This window comes from Catenibacterium mitsuokai, from assembly GCF_025148785.1.
In the GTDB taxonomy this organism is placed as follows: Bacteria; Bacillota_I; Bacilli_A; order Erysipelotrichales; family Coprobacillaceae; genus Catenibacterium; species Catenibacterium mitsuoka.
The window spans coordinates 674,924-691,410 of record NZ_CP102271.1 but is presented as its reverse complement, the minus strand read 5'-3'; the positions used below and the strand labels follow the sequence as shown (position 1 = coordinate 691,410).

The following is a 16,487-nucleotide window of genomic DNA, read 5'->3' as shown; positions in this document are numbered from 1 at the left end:
TCTCTTGAATTTTTCTATTGTTTTCCTTTCTTGAATTCAATGTGATTAAGAACGTGAAGATGATATTCTTCAGCCAACTTTTCTAGATAATGATACATCTCGTAGCTGAGCTGATCTGGTGAATGAGCATCTAATCCAAGAATAATATCATTGCCTATCATTGAGGCAATCTGGAAGAAATAGGCATTGGCATAAGGATAGACGTCCTTCCCATTCATCTTCACTTTACCCTTACGTACGCCTCCTGCATTAAGTTCTAGAGGTGTGTTAGTTGCTTTGGCCTTCTTACATATACGTAAGATGACTTCTTTGCTGACATCATCTATTTTTCCATATCCCATTAAAAAGAGATCTGGATGTGCTACATAGGAAAAAAGTCCTGTATCCATTGCTTTTTCTAATTCTTCAGCATAATGCAGCAGATCTTTCTTCTTAAGATTCTTTCTACCATAGTAACAGTCATGAATACTATGCTTATGAAAATGATGTCCTAGAATTAAATAATCGACTTCTCCGGAGTCTAATAGACTCTGATAATAATCTAGATAGTCTTCAAAGTATTCCGCCTCAAATCCCTTATATATCTTTATATAATGGAAATGCTTCTGACAGTAATCAAGTGCATTTAGATAATCTTGTTTTTCATTATAAGGCATACGCATCTTAGGACCATTTCTTAAGAAGGCACCTATACATGATTTTAATCCCTGTAATGAACGAATAGAAGTCAGTGAATGAAGAAGATGAGAACGGTAATGAGGTAAAGCAATATGACAACTCATTCCTAATTCCTGATAACCTTCATGCAGTGCCGCTTCTACCATTTCATATTCATTACCTAATGCATGTCCACAGCGATATGTATGGGTATGATAGTTAATCATTTTCTTCATAATAAACTTCCTGTAAATAAAGGCCTTCTGGCTTTGCCTTAAATAAACATTTCTTCTTTCCCTTTGAGTTAAGCAGGTCTTCTACAAATTCCTTTGTACGCCAGTGGGATCCTACTTGTATAAGTGCGCCTGTTATAAGACGTACCATGTAACGACGGAATCCATTCCCAATAAATCGCATTGTTACAATACCGTCTTTTTCTTGTATATCAATTGTTTCTATAACACGGATTGTATCTCCTAAACCATTAAAGACACAAAATGAGGCAAAATCATGTTCTCCTAAAAAGATCTTTGCACACTCCCTCATAGCTTCTATATCTAATGAACGATTGTGCTGATAGACATAGAGTCTCTCTATTGGATTATAAGGTTTTGTAGAAACAAGATAACGATATTCTTTCTTCTTTGCACTATAGCGTGCATGAAAAGATTCATCAACTATGAATGAATCCTTGATATAGATATCATCAGGGAGGAAATTGTTTAAAGCACGGATCCATTGTTTTTCAGGTATTTCTTTATTGATATCAAAATGGAATACCTGGCCTACAGCATGGACACCTGCATCTGTTCTTCCTGATGAATGAATTGTGACTTCTTCATGAGTGATCTTATAAATGGCTTTTTGTATTTCTTCCTGTACTGTCCGTTTATCTGGCTGAATCTGCCAGCCATAGAAGTGTGTGCCATCATAAGTCACAATACATTTTATTCTCATAGTATAAAACTCAAAGCTATAACACTCGAAATGACAACAAGTGAGAAAACAAGAGAAAGTGTATCACCTAAATTCCACTTCACCTGATGGTAACGTGTTCTTGTTGCTTCTGGGTTATAGTTTCTACTTTCCATAGCGTTTGCGAGATCATCTGCACGCATAAATGCAGAGATGAATAATGGAATAATTAAAGAGACAATGGCTGATACCTTCTCTTTAAATGTACCTTCCTGGAAATCAACACCTCTAGAGGCCTGTGCTTTCATGATTCTTTGTGTTTCTTCTAATAGTGTAGGAATGAAACGTAAAGCGATAGAAATCATCATTGCGATTTCATGAGTTGGAAAACCAACCTTCTTGAGTGGACCAAAGAGTTTTTCTAAACCAAGTGTTAAGTCTAATGGCTTTGTACAGGCTGTTAGAAGAGTTGTCATAGAGATAATCAAGACTAGACGAATCAGAATGTAGGCAGTCTGCTTTAAGGCGCCAGAATAGATTTTAACGGGTCCTAGAGTACATACAACAGAACCTGTATTCAAGAATAAGAGATTGAATAGGGCAAGGAATAACATCATAACAATCATTGGTTTCATTGCCTTCATAACATCCTTAAATGAAATTTTAGAAAGAATCAGGCAGAGAATGACATAAGCAGCTAAGATACCGTAGCCGATAAAGCCTGCATCAAAGAAAACAGCTATTAAGAATAATAAAAGAAGACCTATTTTTAAACGTGGATCTCTTTTATGTATAAAAGAGTTAAGAGGAAGATAACGTCCAATAATCATACTATCCATTGTATTCTCCTCCTATTGCGTTAACTAATTCATCTATATCTTTGATAGATGGGTTGATATGGAAACCTCCCATATTGAGTTCCTGAATGAAATCAGTAATAACAGGTAAATCGATGCTCATTGATTCAAGATAGTCTCTTTCACTAAAGAGTTCATCAACCCCACAATAACGTTCTACTTCACCATGATTCATGACAACAACATGATCGCAATATTTTAAGACATGGTTCATATCATGAGAGACCATGATAACTGTCTTACCACTTTCCTGGAATTTCTTGAATAGTTCCAGCATTTCTTTAGCGCCTTGTGGATCTAAGCCCGCTGTTGGTTCATCTAGTACAAGAATATCTGGCTCCATTGCAAGTATACCTGCAATAGCCACCCTTCTTTTTTGTCCACCTGATAATTCAAATGGGGATCTTTCAAGATAACTTTCATCTAAGCCAACAAGATTCAATACCTTATGTGCACGTTCTTTGGCGTCTTCTTCAGACATACCGAAGTTCATTGGCCCGAAGATGATATCTTTTTCGATTGTTTCTTCGAATAACTGATATTCTGGAAACTGGAAGACTAATCCTGCTTTTTTTCTTAGTGGTTTTAGAACTTCAGGTTTTTCTCCAGCACGAATCACAAATTCATCAATATCTACTTCACCATTTGATGGAAGAAGTAAGGCATTGATATGCTGAATCAATGTTGATTTACCACTTCCTGTATGACCAATCAGAGCTGTAAAAGAACCCTGAGGAATTTTTAGAGAAACATCTTTTAATGCGATATATGAAAATGGCGTATTTTCTCCATATATATAATTTACTTTTTTAAATTCAATTGACATAATTCTTTCACCAGCTTTTCTTTGTTTATGATAGGTTTGATTGGATAACCTGAATCATGAAGTTTTTTAGAAATCTTATATGCAAATGGTACGTCAAGGCCAATACGTTCTAACTCTTCTTTTTGAGTTAATACTTTCTCAGGTGTACCTTCATCAATGATATGACCATTGTCTAATAGAACCACATGATCAGAAAGAGCTGCTTCTTCAATATCGTGCGTGATAGAGAGAATTGTCATATTCTGAGTTTTGTTGAGTTCATGAACAAGGTTATTGATTTCAATCTTACCACGAGGATCAAGCATACTTGTTGCTTCATCTAAAATAATAATAGATGGATGCATTGCAAGTATTCCTGCAATTGCAACACGCTGCTTCTGTCCTCCTGAAAGTTTAGTAGGTTCATGATCAAGGAATTCAATCATGTTGACTTTTTTGGCATAAGTCTGGATGATATCTTCCATATCTTCTGTAGGAACACATAGGTTCTCTAATCCAAAAGCGATATCATCTCTAACTGTTGAACCAATAAACTGGTTATCAGGATTTTGGAATACAATACCTACTTTTTCTCTGACATCATAAAGATGTTCTTCATCTAAATGAATTCCATCAACTGTGATGTCTCCTGTTTTAGGTTCGAGTAAACCAATAATTAACTTTGCAATCGTACTTTTACCAGAACCATTATGACCTAATACAACTGTATAGCTGCCTTTAGGTACAGAAAAAGAAATATGATCTATCGTTTTGGCACCTTCTTCGTACTCAAAACTCAAATTATTTATGTCTACAGCATTAACCATGGTTAGCCTCCTAATTATTAAAACACGTGTCCTAAGTGTATCATTTTATTTTCGTTTCATCAATATATTCATATTCTGAATACTGGTCATCTATTTCCCCGGCAATGCTTAATTTATAGTTAAGATTCTCTTTATAGTTGAGTGAGAAATAGCAGCCATAGAGAATATCTAAAATACAGGTAATAGATTCAGTGGATGCAAAGTCTCCAATCTTTGTATTCAGCATTTCTCTTGATGAAATTCTCAAACTGACATCGGATAAATTAACAAGTGTACTTTTAGAGATACTTGTAATCGCAATGATCGGTGTATGTTTACTCTTTAGTTTTTTCGCAAGATGTAGTATATGAGTTGTTTCTCCAGAATAAGAGATAATAATAGCACAATGGTCAGGACCGCTCATAGAAGCCTGCATCATGTCATTTCCAGAGATCATAACAGTGTCTACTCGTTTCTGGATAGAATACATCTTCTGAGCAAATGATTGGGCAAGATGCTGTTTATTAGGGCGTGTATAAATATCTATATACTTAGCGTCTCTTAAGAGTTTTAATGCGTTCATGAGATCATCATGTTTCATTAAATGTTTTGTATCTTCTATTGTTTCTTCGTGTAATTTAAAAATATTATTAGATATAACAGAAATGTCGTCACTGATAAGAAATGGAATAGACGCATCAATATCCTGAGAAGCATACATATATTCTAATTCTTCTAAGAATGCTTTTTTAAACTGATTCCAGCCTGCATAACCCATTTTCTTCGCAATACGTACTAATAGTGAAGGACTTGTGAAAGTGGCTTCAGCAATTTCTTTAGTGGTCATGTTTTTTATATCCATTCCCCTATTTAGAATAAACTGAATAATGAGCGCTTCAGAGTCACTGAAGTGTGTTTGTTCAATTTGATGAATGATCATATTATTTCACCTCTATCGCTCATTATAGAGAAAAGAGGTCTAAAACGCAAAGAAAACAGCTTTTAGGCTGTTTTCTTTAAGTCTTCTATCTTTTGTTTAAATTCTTTCAATCGTCTTTGTTCTTCTTGATAGTTGGAATAAAGATCATCGACTTCATCCATATAATATTGATTTTTCTCTTTTGAGAAGTAATGTCCTATGCTGTTTTTAGCACGTTCAGTTAGTTCTTTTTTTATTGCTTCTAGATTTTCCATATGCCCCATTAATTGATTCTTCTTTTTATCATATGTTTTCTCTAGATTTTCTACATTTATAAGTATATCGTTATTTTTATCAATGTCTTTTAAATGTTCTTGATCATTAAAATAACGATTGAATGAATCTTTTGCTCTACTAATAGCCTTCTTATAAAGCTCATCTTTATCATCACACTTCAACTGAGTGGATAATATATGCAGAGATATATTATAGTGATCGGAGGTGGGAGTTTGATTTGCTGAAGGTTTTGGACGCTTTTTGCTGACTTGTCGAAGGTCAGTGGATTTTGTATAAGAAGCTTGCTGAAGGCTTTTTATGTTTGATTTCATACTATTGACTCCCCCCTTTCCGATTACAGTTGTATAATAATCAAGAATTTAATTGAATACAACAATATTTTTTCATTTGTGAATAACATACACAAATGAATTCCCTTACAATGTGAAATTGTGTGAATGAAATTTAGGTATAAAAAAATACCAGAATTCATCTGGTATTATTTCTTAAGTGAAGCTAATTTTTTCTTTAAATCTAAAATTCTGTTATTCTCTTCTTCATAATCAGCCAACATCTGATTAACAGCTTTCTTTGCATATTCAGCAGCATCTTCAGAAAATGTCTTATTTAATTTATCAGTTGCTGTAACTTCGATTTCTTTCTTTAATTCATTGAGGTTTTCTACATGACCATCTAATTGAGCTTTCTTTTTTTCAATGACTTTTTCGATTTCTTCTGCATTACAAACTACATCTTGTTCATGATTTTCTGGAAAAACTGGTGCATCTTTAAAGTAACGATCATAAGATTCTTTTGCTTTTTCAATAATTTTGTTAGTATCCATATTTATTTCCTCCATTATTTCTTGATTTCATTGATTTTCTTTTCTAAATCATCAATTCTTTTTCTTTCTTCTTCATAATCCATTAACATCTGATTTACAGTTTTCTTAGTATATTCCTCTTTATCTTTAGGGAATGTGTTATTAAGAACCTTTGCAGATTCACCTTCAAGTTCTTTCTTAAGTGTATTTAAGTTATTGACATGTCCTTCAAGCTGATTCACTTTTTTATTGATGATTTCTTTCATCTTTTCTTTATCAAAAACTACATTCTGTCCAGGGTTTTCTGGTAATTTTGGTGCATCCTTGAAATAACGATCATATGATTCCTTTGCCTGATCTAAAATCTTTTTAACATCTATATTCATAATTGCTTCCTCCTCTTTTCTTTACGAGTTCATCATAGTCTTATGAACAATTTTAAACAATGATTTAAAGAGTACTTTAAACCCAGTTAACAAAGAAAAGCACTTACATTTTTGGAATTTGTGAATATCATTTACAAAATAGAGGAAAATAAAAACCCCTATGATTTCATAGGGGCTTAGTGATTAGAATAATCCGATGATTGCCATTGGGGCATTGTCACCTTTACGGTTATAAGTTTTGATAACTCTAGTATAACCACCGTTCTTACCTTTGAACTTAGGTGCAACATCATCAAATAGAACCTGTACAGCAGTCTTTCCAGTTGCTGGATCTACTACATTCTGAAGAATAGCAGCAGCCTGTCTTCTTGCATGAAGATCTCCTCTAATACCAAGAGTGATTAATTTATCAACTACTTTACGAACTTCTTTAGCACGAGTAGCAGTTGTTTCAATCTTACCATGCATGATTACATCAGTAGCTAAGTTACGTAACATAGCTTTTCTATGACTAGATACACGGCCTAATTTTCTATTGTTTGCCATTAGTGTACTCCTTCCACAAACTTAGTCCATTGGTTTAAAACCAAGACCTAATTCATTTAATTTTTCTTTAACTTCTTTTAAAGACTTCTTACCAAGGTTACGAACCTTGATCATATCGTCTTCAGTCTTTGAAGCTAATTCTTGAACAGTCTGAATTCCTGCTCTCTTTAAGCAGTTGTATGAACGTACAGAAAGGTCAAGTTCTTCAATAGTCATATCAAGAACCTTGTTACCTGTGTCTTGCTGTACTTCACTCATAACGTCCATATTCATTGCCTGATCAGTTAATTCAACGAACATATTTAAATGTTCAACTAATACTTTTGCAGCAATTGCAAGAACTTCATGAGGTTTGATTGAACCATCAGTTGTAATCTCCATAGTTAACTGATCATATTTTGCTGACTGACCAACACGAGTTGGTTCAACTAAATATGCCACATTTACAACAGGAGAGAAGATAGAATCAGTTGGAATTACGCCAATAGTATTAACGTATTTCTTGTTCTGATCTGCACTCATGTAACCTCTGTCTTTATGAGCATACATTTCCATATAGAAATGCTGACCTTCAGCAACATGAGCAATTACTAAATCATTAGAAATCATCTTAACTTCAGAAGGACATTGAATATCTGCACCAGTTACTGTAGCTGGACCAGTTACATCAATAACCATTGTTACATCTTCATCTGAATCTAATTCAAATACTAATTTCTTAATATTCAAGATAATAGCTGTAACGTCTTCTAAGACACCATCAACTGCTGAGAATTCATGAATAGCGCCATTGATTTTTACTGCAAATACTGCAGCACCTGGCATAGATGATAATAATACTCTTCTTAAAGAGTTACCTAAAGTAGTACCAAAACCTCTTTCTAAAGGTTCGATGATAAACTTACCATAATTTTCATCTTCATTGTATGTATCAACAGTGAAATTTGCTTTTTCAAACTTTTGCATTGTTTCCCTCCTCTTTGAGATATTTATTTTATATAAAAGTAATATATATCAAATTATCCACGAGGACGTTTTGGTGGACGACATCCGTTATGTGGGATTGGAGTAACGTCAGTGATTGCAGTTACTTCTAAACCAGCAGCTGAAAGAGCTCTAACAGCAGCTTCACGTCCTGGACCAGGACCTTTTACACATACTTCAACAGATTTCATACCATGATCCATAGATGCCTTTGCAGCAGCTTCAGCAGCCATCTGAGCAGCATATGGAGTAGATTTTCTTGAACCTTTGAATCCAAGAGCACCAGCGCTTGACCAGCTAATAACGTTACCGTGTTCATCAGCAACTGTTACGATTGTATTGTTGAATGTTGAATGAACATGAGCAATACCTTTTGCTATATTCTTCTTTACACGTTTTTTACCACGTACAACTTGTTTTGCCATTTGTTCTGCCTCCTACTACTTCTTCTTTCCAGCAATTGGAGTAGCTTTACCTTTACGCGTTCTAGCGTTAGTCTTAGTTCTCTGTCCACGTACTGGAAGTCCTCTACGATGGCGAAGCCCTCTGTAGCAACCAATTTCCATTAATCTCTTAATGTTTAACTGAGTTTCTCTACGAAGGTCACCTTCAGTTTTAATATGTTCAACTTCTTTACGAATTTTTGTTTCTTCTTCTTCTGTAAGATCCTTTACTCTAACATCTTCAGAAACGCCAGCAGCTGCTAAGATTTTCTTAGCTGTTGTTGGACCAATACCATAGATATAAGTTAAAGAAACTACCACACGCTTATCGCGTGGGATATCAATACCAGCTATACGAGCCATTGTCTATTGTTCCTCCTAAAAATAATTAACCTTGTCTCTGTTTATGCTTTGGGTTTTCACAGATTACCATTACTCTACCCTTACGCTTGATAACTCTGCACTTATCGCAGATTGGTTTTACAGATGGTCTTACTTTCATCTTGTGTCTGCCTCCTTTGGGAAGATCTATTTGTGTCTAAATGTGATTCGCCCACGTGTTAAATCATATGGAGAAATTTCTACTGTTACTTTGTCCCCTGGTAAAATGCGAATGTAATTCATACGGATTTTACCAGAAACGTGAGCTAAAATAACTACTCCATTATCCAGCTGGACTTTAAACATTGCGTTTGGTAATGTTTCTACGACCGTAGCCTGGACTTCAATTACGTCATCTTTCTTCTTTGCCAAAATCGATCAACTCCTTATGTACCTTTGTCATGATTTCATAGCCATCATCGGTGATAGCTACAGTATGTTCATAATGCGCAGCTAATGAATGATCCGCAGTCTTCACTGTCCAATCGTCACTCATTACTTTAACCTCGGCTTTGCCTAAATGCGCCATAGGTTCAACTGCTATACACATACCTTTTCTTAGTTTTGGTCCTCTGCCTGGTTCACCCCAGTTAGGAATGCTAGGATCTTCATGAACCTCTGTGCCAATGCCATGTCCTGTATAGTCTCTAGGCGTTGAGCAGCCATGACTTTCAAGGTAAGTCTGAACAGCATGTGAAATGTCAGAAACTCTATTACCTGGTTTAACTTGTTCTAAACCAGCATAAAGCGACTGTTCACATACTTCCATAAGATGTTTAGCCTGGGGAGACACATTGCCAATCGCAAATGTCCACGCAGAATCTCCATGATATCCTTTCCAGCATGCACCAACATCTACAGAGATAATATCTCCATCCTTCAATACATAACCGTTAGGAATGCCATGAACGACAACATCATTTACAGACGTGCAAACAGCACCAGGAAAATTATAAAGATTTAAGAAAGATGGTGTACAACCATTCTTTCTTATAATCTTCTCACAGAAATCAGATACCTGTTCTGTTGTTAAACCCGGTTTAAGCCATTTAGCGAGTTCCTGATGAACTAAACCTACAACATGACCAGCATGTCTCATTAGGTCAATTTCACGTTCATCCTTAATTGTAATCATTATTTGGCCTCCAGATTTTTCTTGATATCTGCATAAACAGCATCCATAGACTGGTCGCCATTAACGTTAGTTAATTCGCCCTTCATTGTGTAATAGTCAATAAGTGGTCTAGTCTGCTTTTCATAAGTATCAAGTCTAACCTGTACAGCTTCTTCGCTCTCATCAGGACGCTGATAGAGTTCTCCACCACACTTGTCGCATACGCCTTCAGTTTTTGGTGGATTGAAAACGACATGATAAGTGGTTCCACAATCCTTACAAGTTCTACGACCTGAAAGTCTCTTGATTAACTTTTCTGATGGTACGTCAATATTGATGACAGCATCAATATCAAAACCAAATTCTTTCGCGATACTTTCTAGTTCTCTAGCCTGAATGATAGTTCTTGGGAAACCATCAAGAATAAAACCGTTCTTAAAAGAATCAATATTTTCCTTTAAGAATTCCCTTACCATTTCAACTGTATATTCATCTGGAACAAGATGCCCAAACTGAATAAAATAACTAGCAATTACCCCGAACTTTGTTCTTTCCTTTAAAGCTTTTCTAAAAAGGTCACCAGTTGAGATCTGGTACAAGCCGTACTCCTCCACTAATTTTTTAGCCTGAGTTCCTTTGCCTGCCCCAGGAGGGCCCATAAGAATAATATTCAAATCCTATTCCTCCTTCTAATTGCTACTTTCTTATATAACCATGATATTCTCTTCTTGTCAACATACTTTTTATTGCTCTTACAGTTTCTAACGCAACTCCTGTTACGATAATCAATCCTGTACCCCCTAGAGACAATGCATTATTTGATGTCATCTTCCAGATTTCTGGAGCAATGATAGGAATAGATGCAATGATTGCTAGGAATAGAGATCCTACCACAGTTACACGATTTAAGACAGTTCCGATATATTTCTTTGTATCATCACCAGTACGAACACCAGGAATTGCGCCACCACTCTTCTTTAAATCTTCACTGATCTTCTTAGCGTCGATCTGTAAATTAGAATAGAAGAATGTGAATAGAATAATCATAACGATATAGAGAACGAATCCTATAGGTTTCTGATAATTCAAGATATTGTCAATCATCTGAGTTGTAGAAGTAGACTTCATGAAACTAATGATTGTTCTTGGTGCTGCTAAAACTGATGCAGCAAAGATAACTGGAATAACTGAAGAACTATTAATCTTAATTGGTAGATTAGTAGATTCTTTAGTATGCATGACTGTCTGTGTATTTGTTGCATAGATAATAGGAATTTTTCTAATTGCTCCCTCTTCAAATACAACAAACACAACAATGGCTAAATATACAAGAACAAATAAGATGTACCAAGCTAAGCTTGTTGCAGTCTTATAAGTGCTGCCAAATGTAACCATTGATTTAAAAGACGAGATAAAACTATTTGGAAGGTTAGCTACGATACCAGTGAAGATCAATAGTGAAGTACCATTACCTACACCTTTAATAGTAATCTGATCACCTAACCACATTGTGAACATAGAACCTGCAGCCATAACTACAACTACATAGACGTATGTCCAAATAGAACTACTCGCTAGAATACTATAACCCTTATCGAATGCATATGTCAATGACCCACCTTGAATTATTGCTAATGCAAGCGTTAACACACGAGTTACTTTATCCTTTTTCTTTTTACCTGTATTACCTTCTTTATTCCACTGAGTTAATGCTGGGACAACGTCCATAGATAATAACTCAATAATAATAGAAGATGTAATATAAGGAGAAACCCCCAAAGAAAATAATGAGAATTTCTCCAATGTTCCTCCACCAAGCATATTCATAATTCCGAAAATTCCTGAAGAGGTAGCAGCACTTGTGATTGCACTTGTATCAATATAAGGAATCACAATGCCTGCTCCTAATCGGAATACGAATAGTATGCCGAGTGTAAAGACGACCTTACGACGCAATTCACCTTTTTTAAATACTTCTTTAAAAAAGTTTAGCATCTTAGATCACCTCAGTTTTTCCACCTGCAGCTTCAATTGCCTTTACAGCTGATTTTGAGAATTTGCTAGCCTTTACTGTTAAAGCAACATTTAATTCGCCTCTGCCTAAGACTTTTAAACCGTCTAATGCTTTTTTAACTAGCTTAGCTTCCATAACTGCTTCTAAGTCAACAACAGCACCGTTTTCGAACTTATTTAAGTCTTCAACGTTGATGATTGCATATTCCTTAGCATTATGATTAGTGAAGCCACGCTTTGGTAAGCGCATGAATAATGGAGTCTGTCCACCTTCAAATCCTGGTTTCTTACCTCCACCAGATCTAGCGCCCTGACCTTTCTGACCTCTACCAGATGTCTTACCATTACCAGAGCTTGTACCACGACCTACACGATTTCTGTTACGACGTGCGCCATCATTGTATTTGAGTTCATGTAATTTCATTGTTCACACCTCCTACTTGTATTCAACTTTTACTAGGTGTCTTACTGCGTTGATCATGCCTTTGATTGTTTCTGTTTCATACTTTTCAACAGAAGCATGCATTTTATTTAATCCTAACGCTTTAAGAGTAGCCTTCTGGTTTTCTTTACCACCAATAGGGCTTTTTACAAGCGTAATCACAACTTTTTTATTTTCTGCCATTTTTACGCTCCTCCTATCCATAAATCTTTTCGACTGTGATGTCTCTTAATTCTGCTACCTGTTCAGCAGTCTTTAATGATGCTAAACCTTCGATTGTTGCTCTTACCATGTTGATTGGAGTTCTTGATCCAAGACACTTAGATAAGATATCAGAGTAACCTGCTAATTCAACTACTGCACGGACAGGTCCACCAGCGATGATACCAGTACCTTTAGCAGCTGGTCTTAAGAATACTGAACCAGACTTAAAGTTACCAGTAATTTCATGAGGGATTGTACCGTTGATGTTTGGAACTGTGATAAGGTTTCTCTTAGCAGCTTCTTCAGCTTTTCTGATTGCATCAGGTACTTCGTTAGCCTTACCTGTACCGAAACCAACACGACCTTTTCTATCACCGATTACAACTAAAGCAGCGAAACGCATCTTACGTCCACCCTTAACAACTTTAGTAACACGGTTGATAGTAACAACTCTTGTTTCGAATTCCTTAGGAGCTCTCTGTCTTCTGTTGTTTTTTCTGTTTCTTCTAGGGTTATTGCCTCTTCTAGAGTTTTCTCTAGAATTTTCTCTAGGTTTACGTTCTTCCATTATTTGACCTCCCTCTTAGAATTTTAATCCAGCTTCTCTTGCAGCTTCTGCAAGTGCTTTTACTCTACCATGATAGATATAACCACCACGGTCGAATACTACTACATCAATATTTTTAGCAATTGCTCTCTTAGCGATTTCAGCACCAACAGCAGCAGCTGCTTCAATGTTTGAACCATTTTCTAACTTCATGTCTACAGAAGATGCTGATACAAGAGTTACACCCTTAGTGTCATCGATGATCTGTGCATGAATATGAGAGTTTGAACGGAACACATTAAGACGTGGTCTTTCTGGAGTTCCAGAAATCTTATTACGAACTCTAGCATGACGTCTTAAACGGATAACGTTGCGTGATTCATTCTTTGCCATGATTCGATTTTCCTCCTTAGTTTATAACTACTTCTTACCAGCAGTTTTACCTTCTTTTCTGATGATATGTTCATCAGAATATTTAATACCTTTACCCTTATATGGTTCAGGCTTCTTCCAAGCTCTGATTACTGAAGCGACATGTCCAACTCTTTCTTTTGAGATACCAGATACTGTGATTTCAGTAGCTGATGGACATTCAACTTTCACACCTTCTTCGATTTCAACTTCTACTGGGTGTGAATAACCAATATTCATTACTAATTTATTACCCTGCATCTGAGCTCTATAACCGATACCAACGATTTCAAGTTTCTTACTGAAACCATCTTTAACGCCTTCGATCATGTTTGCAATTAAAGCTCTAGTTGTACCATGTAACTGCTTGTTTGTTTTTTCTTCACTGTGTCTCTTACATTCGATTTCATTACCATTTACTTCGATAGTAATTAAATCAGAGAACTTTCTTGTTAGAGTTCCCTTAGGACCTGTAACAGTGACAGTGTTATCAGCAGCAACGTCTACGTTTACACCTTCAGGTACGATAATAATCTTTTTACCAATACGAGACATTGTTTGACCTCCTAAATAATTTTATTACCAGATATAAGCTAATACTTCTCCACCGATATTCTTAGCTCTTGCTTCTTTATCAGTCATAAGTCCTTGAGAAGTAGATAATACTACGATACCTAAACCATTTAATACTTTAGGAATTTCGTTTACTTTAGCATACTGACGTAAACCTGGTTTAGAAACTCTCTTTAAACCAGTGATAACTCTTTCGTTACCTTTATATTTTAATGTGATAACAATATTCTTGTGATTTCCTTCTTCATTTACTACGAAGTCAGTAACAAAACCTTCATTCTTTAAGATGTTTGCTAAATCATTCTTTAGGTTTGAGTAAGGGATAGAAACAGTTTCATGTTTCTGCTGATTCGCATTACGAATTCTAGTTAACATATCTGCAATTGGATCTGTTGTAACCATTTATATGTCCTCCTTCCGTATGTGACTTATAAATTACCAGCTTGCCTTCTTAACACCAGGAATTTCACCTTTATAAGCTAATTCTCTGAAGCAAATACGGCATAACTTGAATTTTCTAATAACTGAATGTGGGCGTCCACAACGTTCGCATCTAGTATATTCACGAACTTTGTATTTCTGAGGACGTTGCTGTTTAACTTTCATTGATGTTTTTGCCATAATTCTGTCCTCCTAATTATTTAGCAAAAGGCATGCCAAGTTCTGTTAATAAAGCGCGACCTTCTTCGTCAGTCTTTGCAGTAGTAACAAATACGATATCCATACCTCTTAACTTTGCAACCTTATCGAAATCAATTTCAGGGAAGATTAACTGTTCTTTAACACCTAAAGTGTAGTTACCTCTTCCATCAAATGAATTCTTAGGTACTCCTCTGAAGTCTCTTACACGAGGAAGTGAAATACTTACTAACTTATCTAAGAATTCATACATTCTTTCACCACGTAAAGTGACTTTACATCCGATAGCCTGACCTTCACGTACCTTGAAACCAGCGATAGATTTCTTAGCAGTAGTAACGATTGGCTTCTGACCTGAGATTAATGTCAATTCTTCTACAGCTTCTTCTAAGAATTTAGAATTGTTGACTGCATCACCAACACCGATATTAATAACGATCTTTTCCATTTTAGGAATCTGCATTGTAGATTCATAACCGAACTTCTTCATTAAGTTCTTTGTGATTTCGTTTGTATAACGTTCCTGTAAACGGTTCATGTATTATCCTCCTTCCCCTTATTTCTTCTTATTTTCGATTACAGCACCTGTTTTCTTATTAACACGTACTTTTTTACCATCTTCAAATTTATAGCCAAGTTTTACGATTTCCTTAGCTTTTGTATCATAGTAAGCAACATTAGAAGCATCGATTGGAGCTTCTACAGTAATGATTCCGCCTTCAGGATCTGCCTGAGAAGGTTTAACATGCTTTGTTACCTTCTTGACACCTTCAACGACAACTCTATTACCTTTAATTGCAAGAATTTCGCCAGTCTTGCCTTTTTCGCTGCCTGCAATGACCTGTACTGTATCACCTACACGTAATTTCATATCTTTCGTTCCTCCTATAATACTTCAGGAGCTAATGACACGATTTTCATGAAATCAGCATCTCTTAACTCTCTAGCGACTGGGCCAAAGATACGTGTACCCTTAGGTGTATTGTCATCTTTAATGATTACGCATGCGTTATCATCGAAACGGATTACTGAACCGTTTTCACGCTGAACACCGTATCTTGTTCTAACGATAACAGCTTTAACGACTTCACCCTTCTTTACAGTTCCGCCTGGAGCCGCTTGCTTTACAGTAGCAACAACGATATCACCGATGCTACTTGTCTTTCTATTTGAACCACCAAGGTTTCTGATAACTAAAACTTCTTTAGCGCCTGTATTGTCAGCAACTTTTAATCTACTTTCGTTCTGGATCATAGTAGTGACCTCCTTTCAGACTGTATTAGATAATTTCTGCTTTCTTTACGATTTCTACTAAACGGAAACGCTTTGTTGCAGATAATGGTCTTGTTGCCATAATCTTTACTGTATCTCCAACACGTGCTTCATTATTTTCATCATGTGCATGGAATTTCTTAGATGAATTCATACGTTTACCGTATAATTTATGTTTTACATGTGTTTCAACAAGTACAGTTATAGTTTTGTCCATCTTAGTAGAGATGACTGTGCCAGTATAGACTTTTCTGTTATTTCTTTCCATAATCTCTCTCCTACTTTTCAAGTTCTCTTTCTCTAATAACTGTTTTGATCTTTGCGATTGATTTTCTTACTTCTTTGATACGAGCAGTATTTTCAAGCTGACCAGTTGCCTGCTGAAATCTTAAACTAAATAACTCTTTTTTGAATTCTTCTACTTTTACAAGTAGATCTTTTGTTTCAATACTTCTAATATCTTGTACTTTCATG

30 protein-coding genes are annotated in these 16,487 nt (G+C 35.7%); all 30 read right to left on the bottom strand.

Features of this window, described 5'->3' with window-relative positions; translation table 11 throughout:
* Positions 1-14: 14 nt before the first annotated feature.
* Positions 15-893, bottom strand: coding sequence for a PHP domain-containing protein (locus tag NQ499_RS03445; protein WP_006505659.1), 879 nt, complete (start codon positions 891-893; stop codon positions 15-17).
* A complete protein-coding gene (gene truA, locus NQ499_RS03440; RefSeq protein ID WP_006505658.1) occupies positions 877-1,614 on the bottom strand; it encodes a tRNA pseudouridine(38-40) synthase TruA in 738 nt (245 codons plus the stop codon). The genes NQ499_RS03445 and truA overlap by 17 nt, the downstream gene beginning before the upstream one ends.
* A complete protein-coding gene (locus NQ499_RS03435; protein ID WP_006505657.1) occupies positions 1,611-2,411 on the bottom strand; it encodes an energy-coupling factor transporter transmembrane component T family protein in 801 nt (266 codons plus the stop codon). The genes truA and NQ499_RS03435 overlap by 4 nt, the downstream gene beginning before the upstream one ends.
* Complete coding sequence (locus NQ499_RS03430) at positions 2,404-3,255, bottom strand: energy-coupling factor transporter ATPase (RefSeq protein ID WP_006505656.1); 852 nt, start codon at positions 3,253-3,255, stop codon at positions 2,404-2,406. The genes NQ499_RS03435 and NQ499_RS03430 overlap by 8 nt, the downstream gene beginning before the upstream one ends.
* The gene (locus NQ499_RS03425) at positions 3,231-4,061 is read right to left on the bottom strand and encodes an energy-coupling factor transporter ATPase (protein ID WP_006505655.1); all 831 of its coding nucleotides are present in this window, start codon (positions 4,059-4,061) and stop codon (positions 3,231-3,233) included. The genes NQ499_RS03430 and NQ499_RS03425 overlap by 25 nt, the downstream gene beginning before the upstream one ends.
* 40 nt (positions 4,062-4,101) lie before the next feature.
* Positions 4,102-4,980, bottom strand: coding sequence for a MurR/RpiR family transcriptional regulator (locus tag NQ499_RS03420; protein ID WP_006505654.1), 879 nt, complete (start codon positions 4,978-4,980; stop codon positions 4,102-4,104).
* Between the two features lie 62 nt (positions 4,981-5,042).
* Positions 5,043-5,567, bottom strand: a complete 525-nt coding sequence (locus NQ499_RS03415) for a hypothetical protein (protein WP_006505653.1) — start codon at positions 5,565-5,567, stop codon at positions 5,043-5,045.
* A gap of 167 nt (positions 5,568-5,734) precedes the next feature.
* Positions 5,735-6,079, bottom strand: a complete 345-nt coding sequence (locus NQ499_RS03410; protein ID WP_040389862.1) for a hypothetical protein — start codon at positions 6,077-6,079, stop codon at positions 5,735-5,737.
* Between the two features lie 14 nt (positions 6,080-6,093).
* Positions 6,094-6,444 carry a hypothetical protein gene (locus NQ499_RS03405; RefSeq protein ID WP_006505651.1) on the bottom strand — a complete coding sequence of 117 codons (351 nt, stop codon included), beginning with the start codon at positions 6,442-6,444 and terminating at the stop codon, positions 6,094-6,096.
* A 183-nt stretch (positions 6,445-6,627) separates the two neighbouring features.
* On the bottom strand, positions 6,628-6,990 hold the full coding sequence (rplQ, locus tag NQ499_RS03400; RefSeq protein WP_006505650.1) for a 50S ribosomal protein L17: 363 nt from the start codon (positions 6,988-6,990) through the stop codon (positions 6,628-6,630).
* 21 nt (positions 6,991-7,011) lie between these two features.
* Complete coding sequence (locus NQ499_RS03395) at positions 7,012-7,956, bottom strand: DNA-directed RNA polymerase subunit alpha (RefSeq protein WP_006505649.1); 945 nt, start codon at positions 7,954-7,956, stop codon at positions 7,012-7,014.
* 53 nt (positions 7,957-8,009) lie between these two features.
* Complete coding sequence (gene rpsK / locus NQ499_RS03390; RefSeq protein WP_006505648.1) at positions 8,010-8,399, bottom strand: 30S ribosomal protein S11; 390 nt, start codon at positions 8,397-8,399, stop codon at positions 8,010-8,012.
* Between the two features lie 15 nt (positions 8,400-8,414).
* Positions 8,415-8,780 (bottom strand): 30S ribosomal protein S13, encoded by a 366-nt coding sequence (gene rpsM / locus NQ499_RS03385; protein WP_006505647.1) that lies wholly within the window; start codon positions 8,778-8,780, stop codon positions 8,415-8,417.
* 25 nt (positions 8,781-8,805) lie between these two features.
* Positions 8,806-8,919 (bottom strand): 50S ribosomal protein L36, encoded by a 114-nt coding sequence (gene rpmJ / locus NQ499_RS03380; RefSeq protein WP_006505646.1) that lies wholly within the window; start codon positions 8,917-8,919, stop codon positions 8,806-8,808.
* A 26-nt stretch (positions 8,920-8,945) separates the two neighbouring features.
* On the bottom strand, positions 8,946-9,170 hold the full coding sequence (gene infA / locus NQ499_RS03375; protein WP_006505645.1) for a translation initiation factor IF-1: 225 nt from the start codon (positions 9,168-9,170) through the stop codon (positions 8,946-8,948).
* The gene (map, locus tag NQ499_RS03370; RefSeq protein ID WP_006505644.1) at positions 9,151-9,933 is read right to left on the bottom strand and encodes a type I methionyl aminopeptidase; all 783 of its coding nucleotides are present in this window, start codon (positions 9,931-9,933) and stop codon (positions 9,151-9,153) included. Before map ends, infA begins: the two co-directional genes overlap by 20 nt.
* Entirely contained in the window at positions 9,933-10,586 is a 654-nt protein-coding gene (locus NQ499_RS03365) for an adenylate kinase (protein WP_040389861.1), read from the bottom strand. The genes map and NQ499_RS03365 overlap by 1 nt, the downstream gene beginning before the upstream one ends.
* Positions 10,587-10,608: 22 nt before the next feature.
* Positions 10,609-11,907, bottom strand: a complete 1,299-nt coding sequence (gene secY, locus NQ499_RS03360; protein ID WP_006505642.1) for a preprotein translocase subunit SecY — start codon at positions 11,905-11,907, stop codon at positions 10,609-10,611.
* A 1-nt stretch (position 11,908) separates the two neighbouring features.
* The gene (gene rplO, locus NQ499_RS03355) at positions 11,909-12,349 is read right to left on the bottom strand and encodes a 50S ribosomal protein L15 (protein WP_006505641.1); all 441 of its coding nucleotides are present in this window, start codon (positions 12,347-12,349) and stop codon (positions 11,909-11,911) included.
* Between the two features lie 12 nt (positions 12,350-12,361).
* Complete coding sequence (rpmD, locus tag NQ499_RS03350) at positions 12,362-12,550, bottom strand: 50S ribosomal protein L30 (protein ID WP_040389860.1); 189 nt, start codon at positions 12,548-12,550, stop codon at positions 12,362-12,364.
* 13 nt (positions 12,551-12,563) lie between these two features.
* Positions 12,564-13,139 carry a 30S ribosomal protein S5 gene (gene rpsE, locus NQ499_RS03345; RefSeq protein ID WP_006505639.1) on the bottom strand — a complete coding sequence of 192 codons (576 nt, stop codon included), beginning with the start codon at positions 13,137-13,139 and terminating at the stop codon, positions 12,564-12,566.
* Between the two features lie 15 nt (positions 13,140-13,154).
* Positions 13,155-13,511 (bottom strand): 50S ribosomal protein L18, encoded by a 357-nt coding sequence (gene rplR / locus NQ499_RS03340; protein WP_006505638.1) that lies wholly within the window; start codon positions 13,509-13,511, stop codon positions 13,155-13,157.
* A gap of 27 nt (positions 13,512-13,538) precedes the next feature.
* Positions 13,539-14,084 (bottom strand): 50S ribosomal protein L6, encoded by a 546-nt coding sequence (gene rplF, locus NQ499_RS03335; RefSeq protein ID WP_006505637.1) that lies wholly within the window; start codon positions 14,082-14,084, stop codon positions 13,539-13,541.
* A gap of 24 nt (positions 14,085-14,108) precedes the next feature.
* The gene (rpsH, locus tag NQ499_RS03330; protein WP_006505636.1) at positions 14,109-14,504 is read right to left on the bottom strand and encodes a 30S ribosomal protein S8; all 396 of its coding nucleotides are present in this window, start codon (positions 14,502-14,504) and stop codon (positions 14,109-14,111) included.
* A 33-nt stretch (positions 14,505-14,537) separates the two neighbouring features.
* The gene (locus NQ499_RS03325) at positions 14,538-14,723 is read right to left on the bottom strand and encodes a type Z 30S ribosomal protein S14 (protein ID WP_003536834.1); all 186 of its coding nucleotides are present in this window, start codon (positions 14,721-14,723) and stop codon (positions 14,538-14,540) included.
* A gap of 16 nt (positions 14,724-14,739) precedes the next feature.
* Positions 14,740-15,279: a 50S ribosomal protein L5 gene (gene rplE, locus NQ499_RS03320; protein ID WP_006505635.1), complete on the bottom strand. Its 540-nt coding sequence runs from the start codon at positions 15,277-15,279 to the stop codon at positions 14,740-14,742.
* A gap of 18 nt (positions 15,280-15,297) precedes the next feature.
* Positions 15,298-15,612 (bottom strand): 50S ribosomal protein L24, encoded by a 315-nt coding sequence (gene rplX / locus NQ499_RS03315; RefSeq protein ID WP_006505634.1) that lies wholly within the window; start codon positions 15,610-15,612, stop codon positions 15,298-15,300.
* Between the two features lie 14 nt (positions 15,613-15,626).
* Complete coding sequence (rplN, locus tag NQ499_RS03310; protein ID WP_006505633.1) at positions 15,627-15,995, bottom strand: 50S ribosomal protein L14; 369 nt, start codon at positions 15,993-15,995, stop codon at positions 15,627-15,629.
* A 25-nt stretch (positions 15,996-16,020) separates the two neighbouring features.
* Positions 16,021-16,281: a 30S ribosomal protein S17 gene (gene rpsQ / locus NQ499_RS03305; RefSeq protein ID WP_006505632.1), complete on the bottom strand. Its 261-nt coding sequence runs from the start codon at positions 16,279-16,281 to the stop codon at positions 16,021-16,023.
* A 10-nt stretch (positions 16,282-16,291) separates the two neighbouring features.
* Positions 16,292-16,486, bottom strand: coding sequence for a 50S ribosomal protein L29 (gene rpmC / locus NQ499_RS03300; RefSeq protein ID WP_006505631.1), 195 nt, complete (start codon positions 16,484-16,486; stop codon positions 16,292-16,294).
* Position 16,487: the final 1 nt, after the last annotated feature.

Coding starts and splice junctions, on each gene's coding strand:
- rplO (WP_006505641.1), bottom strand. CDS start 12,349: ATGAAATTACATGAACTCAAATACAATGATGGCGCACGTCGTAACAGA.
- rpsK (WP_006505648.1), bottom strand. CDS start 8,399: ATGGCAAAACAAGTTGTACGTGGTAAAAAACGTGTAAAGAAGAATATA.
- NQ499_RS03420 (WP_006505654.1), bottom strand. CDS start 4,980: ATGATCATTCATCAAATTGAACAAACACACTTCAGTGACTCTGAAGCG.
- NQ499_RS03410 (WP_040389862.1), bottom strand. CDS start 6,079: ATGGATACTAACAAAATTATTGAAAAAGCAAAAGAATCTTATGATCGT.
- rpsH (WP_006505636.1), bottom strand. CDS start 14,504: ATGGTTACAACAGATCCAATTGCAGATATGTTAACTAGAATTCGTAAT.
- NQ499_RS03325 (WP_003536834.1), bottom strand. CDS start 14,723: ATGGCAAAAACATCAATGAAAGTTAAACAGCAACGTCCTCAGAAATAC.
- rpmJ (WP_006505646.1), bottom strand. CDS start 8,919: ATGAAAGTAAGACCATCTGTAAAACCAATCTGCGATAAGTGCAGAGTT.
- NQ499_RS03430 (WP_006505656.1), bottom strand. CDS start 3,255: ATGTCAATTGAATTTAAAAAAGTAAATTATATATATGGAGAAAATACG.
- secY (WP_006505642.1), bottom strand. CDS start 11,907: ATGCTAAACTTTTTTAAAGAAGTATTTAAAAAAGGTGAATTGCGTCGT.
- NQ499_RS03445 (WP_006505659.1), bottom strand. CDS start 893: ATGAAGAAAATGATTAACTATCATACCCATACATATCGCTGTGGACAT.
- rpsQ (WP_006505632.1), bottom strand. CDS start 16,281: ATGGAAAGAAATAACAGAAAAGTCTATACTGGCACAGTCATCTCTACT.
- rpsM (WP_006505647.1), bottom strand. CDS start 8,780: ATGGCTCGTATAGCTGGTATTGATATCCCACGCGATAAGCGTGTGGTA.
- NQ499_RS03435 (WP_006505657.1), bottom strand. CDS start 2,411: ATGGATAGTATGATTATTGGACGTTATCTTCCTCTTAACTCTTTTATA.
- rplN (WP_006505633.1), bottom strand. CDS start 15,995: ATGATCCAGAACGAAAGTAGATTAAAAGTTGCTGACAATACAGGCGCT.
- truA (WP_006505658.1), bottom strand. CDS start 1,614: ATGAGAATAAAATGTATTGTGACTTATGATGGCACACACTTCTATGGC.
- rplX (WP_006505634.1), bottom strand. CDS start 15,612: ATGAAATTACGTGTAGGTGATACAGTACAGGTCATTGCAGGCAGCGAA.
- rplE (WP_006505635.1), bottom strand. CDS start 15,279: ATGAACCGTTTACAGGAACGTTATACAAACGAAATCACAAAGAACTTA.
- NQ499_RS03415 (WP_006505653.1), bottom strand. CDS start 5,567: ATGAAATCAAACATAAAAAGCCTTCAGCAAGCTTCTTATACAAAATCC.
- rpsE (WP_006505639.1), bottom strand. CDS start 13,139: ATGGAAGAACGTAAACCTAGAGAAAATTCTAGAGAAAACTCTAGAAGA.
- NQ499_RS03395 (WP_006505649.1), bottom strand. CDS start 7,956: ATGCAAAAGTTTGAAAAAGCAAATTTCACTGTTGATACATACAATGAA.
- rpmC (WP_006505631.1), bottom strand. CDS start 16,486: ATGAAAGTACAAGATATTAGAAGTATTGAAACAAAAGATCTACTTGTA.
- map (WP_006505644.1), bottom strand. CDS start 9,933: ATGATTACAATTAAGGATGAACGTGAAATTGACCTAATGAGACATGCT.
- NQ499_RS03405 (WP_006505651.1), bottom strand. CDS start 6,444: ATGAATATAGATGTTAAAAAGATTTTAGATCAGGCAAAGGAATCATAT.
- rpmD (WP_040389860.1), bottom strand. CDS start 12,550: ATGGCAGAAAATAAAAAAGTTGTGATTACGCTTGTAAAAAGCCCTATT.
- rplQ (WP_006505650.1), bottom strand. CDS start 6,990: ATGGCAAACAATAGAAAATTAGGCCGTGTATCTAGTCATAGAAAAGCT.
- rplR (WP_006505638.1), bottom strand. CDS start 13,511: ATGGCAAAGAATGAATCACGCAACGTTATCCGTTTAAGACGTCATGCT.
- rplF (WP_006505637.1), bottom strand. CDS start 14,084: ATGTCTCGTATTGGTAAAAAGATTATTATCGTACCTGAAGGTGTAAAC.
- NQ499_RS03425 (WP_006505655.1), bottom strand. CDS start 4,061: ATGGTTAATGCTGTAGACATAAATAATTTGAGTTTTGAGTACGAAGAA.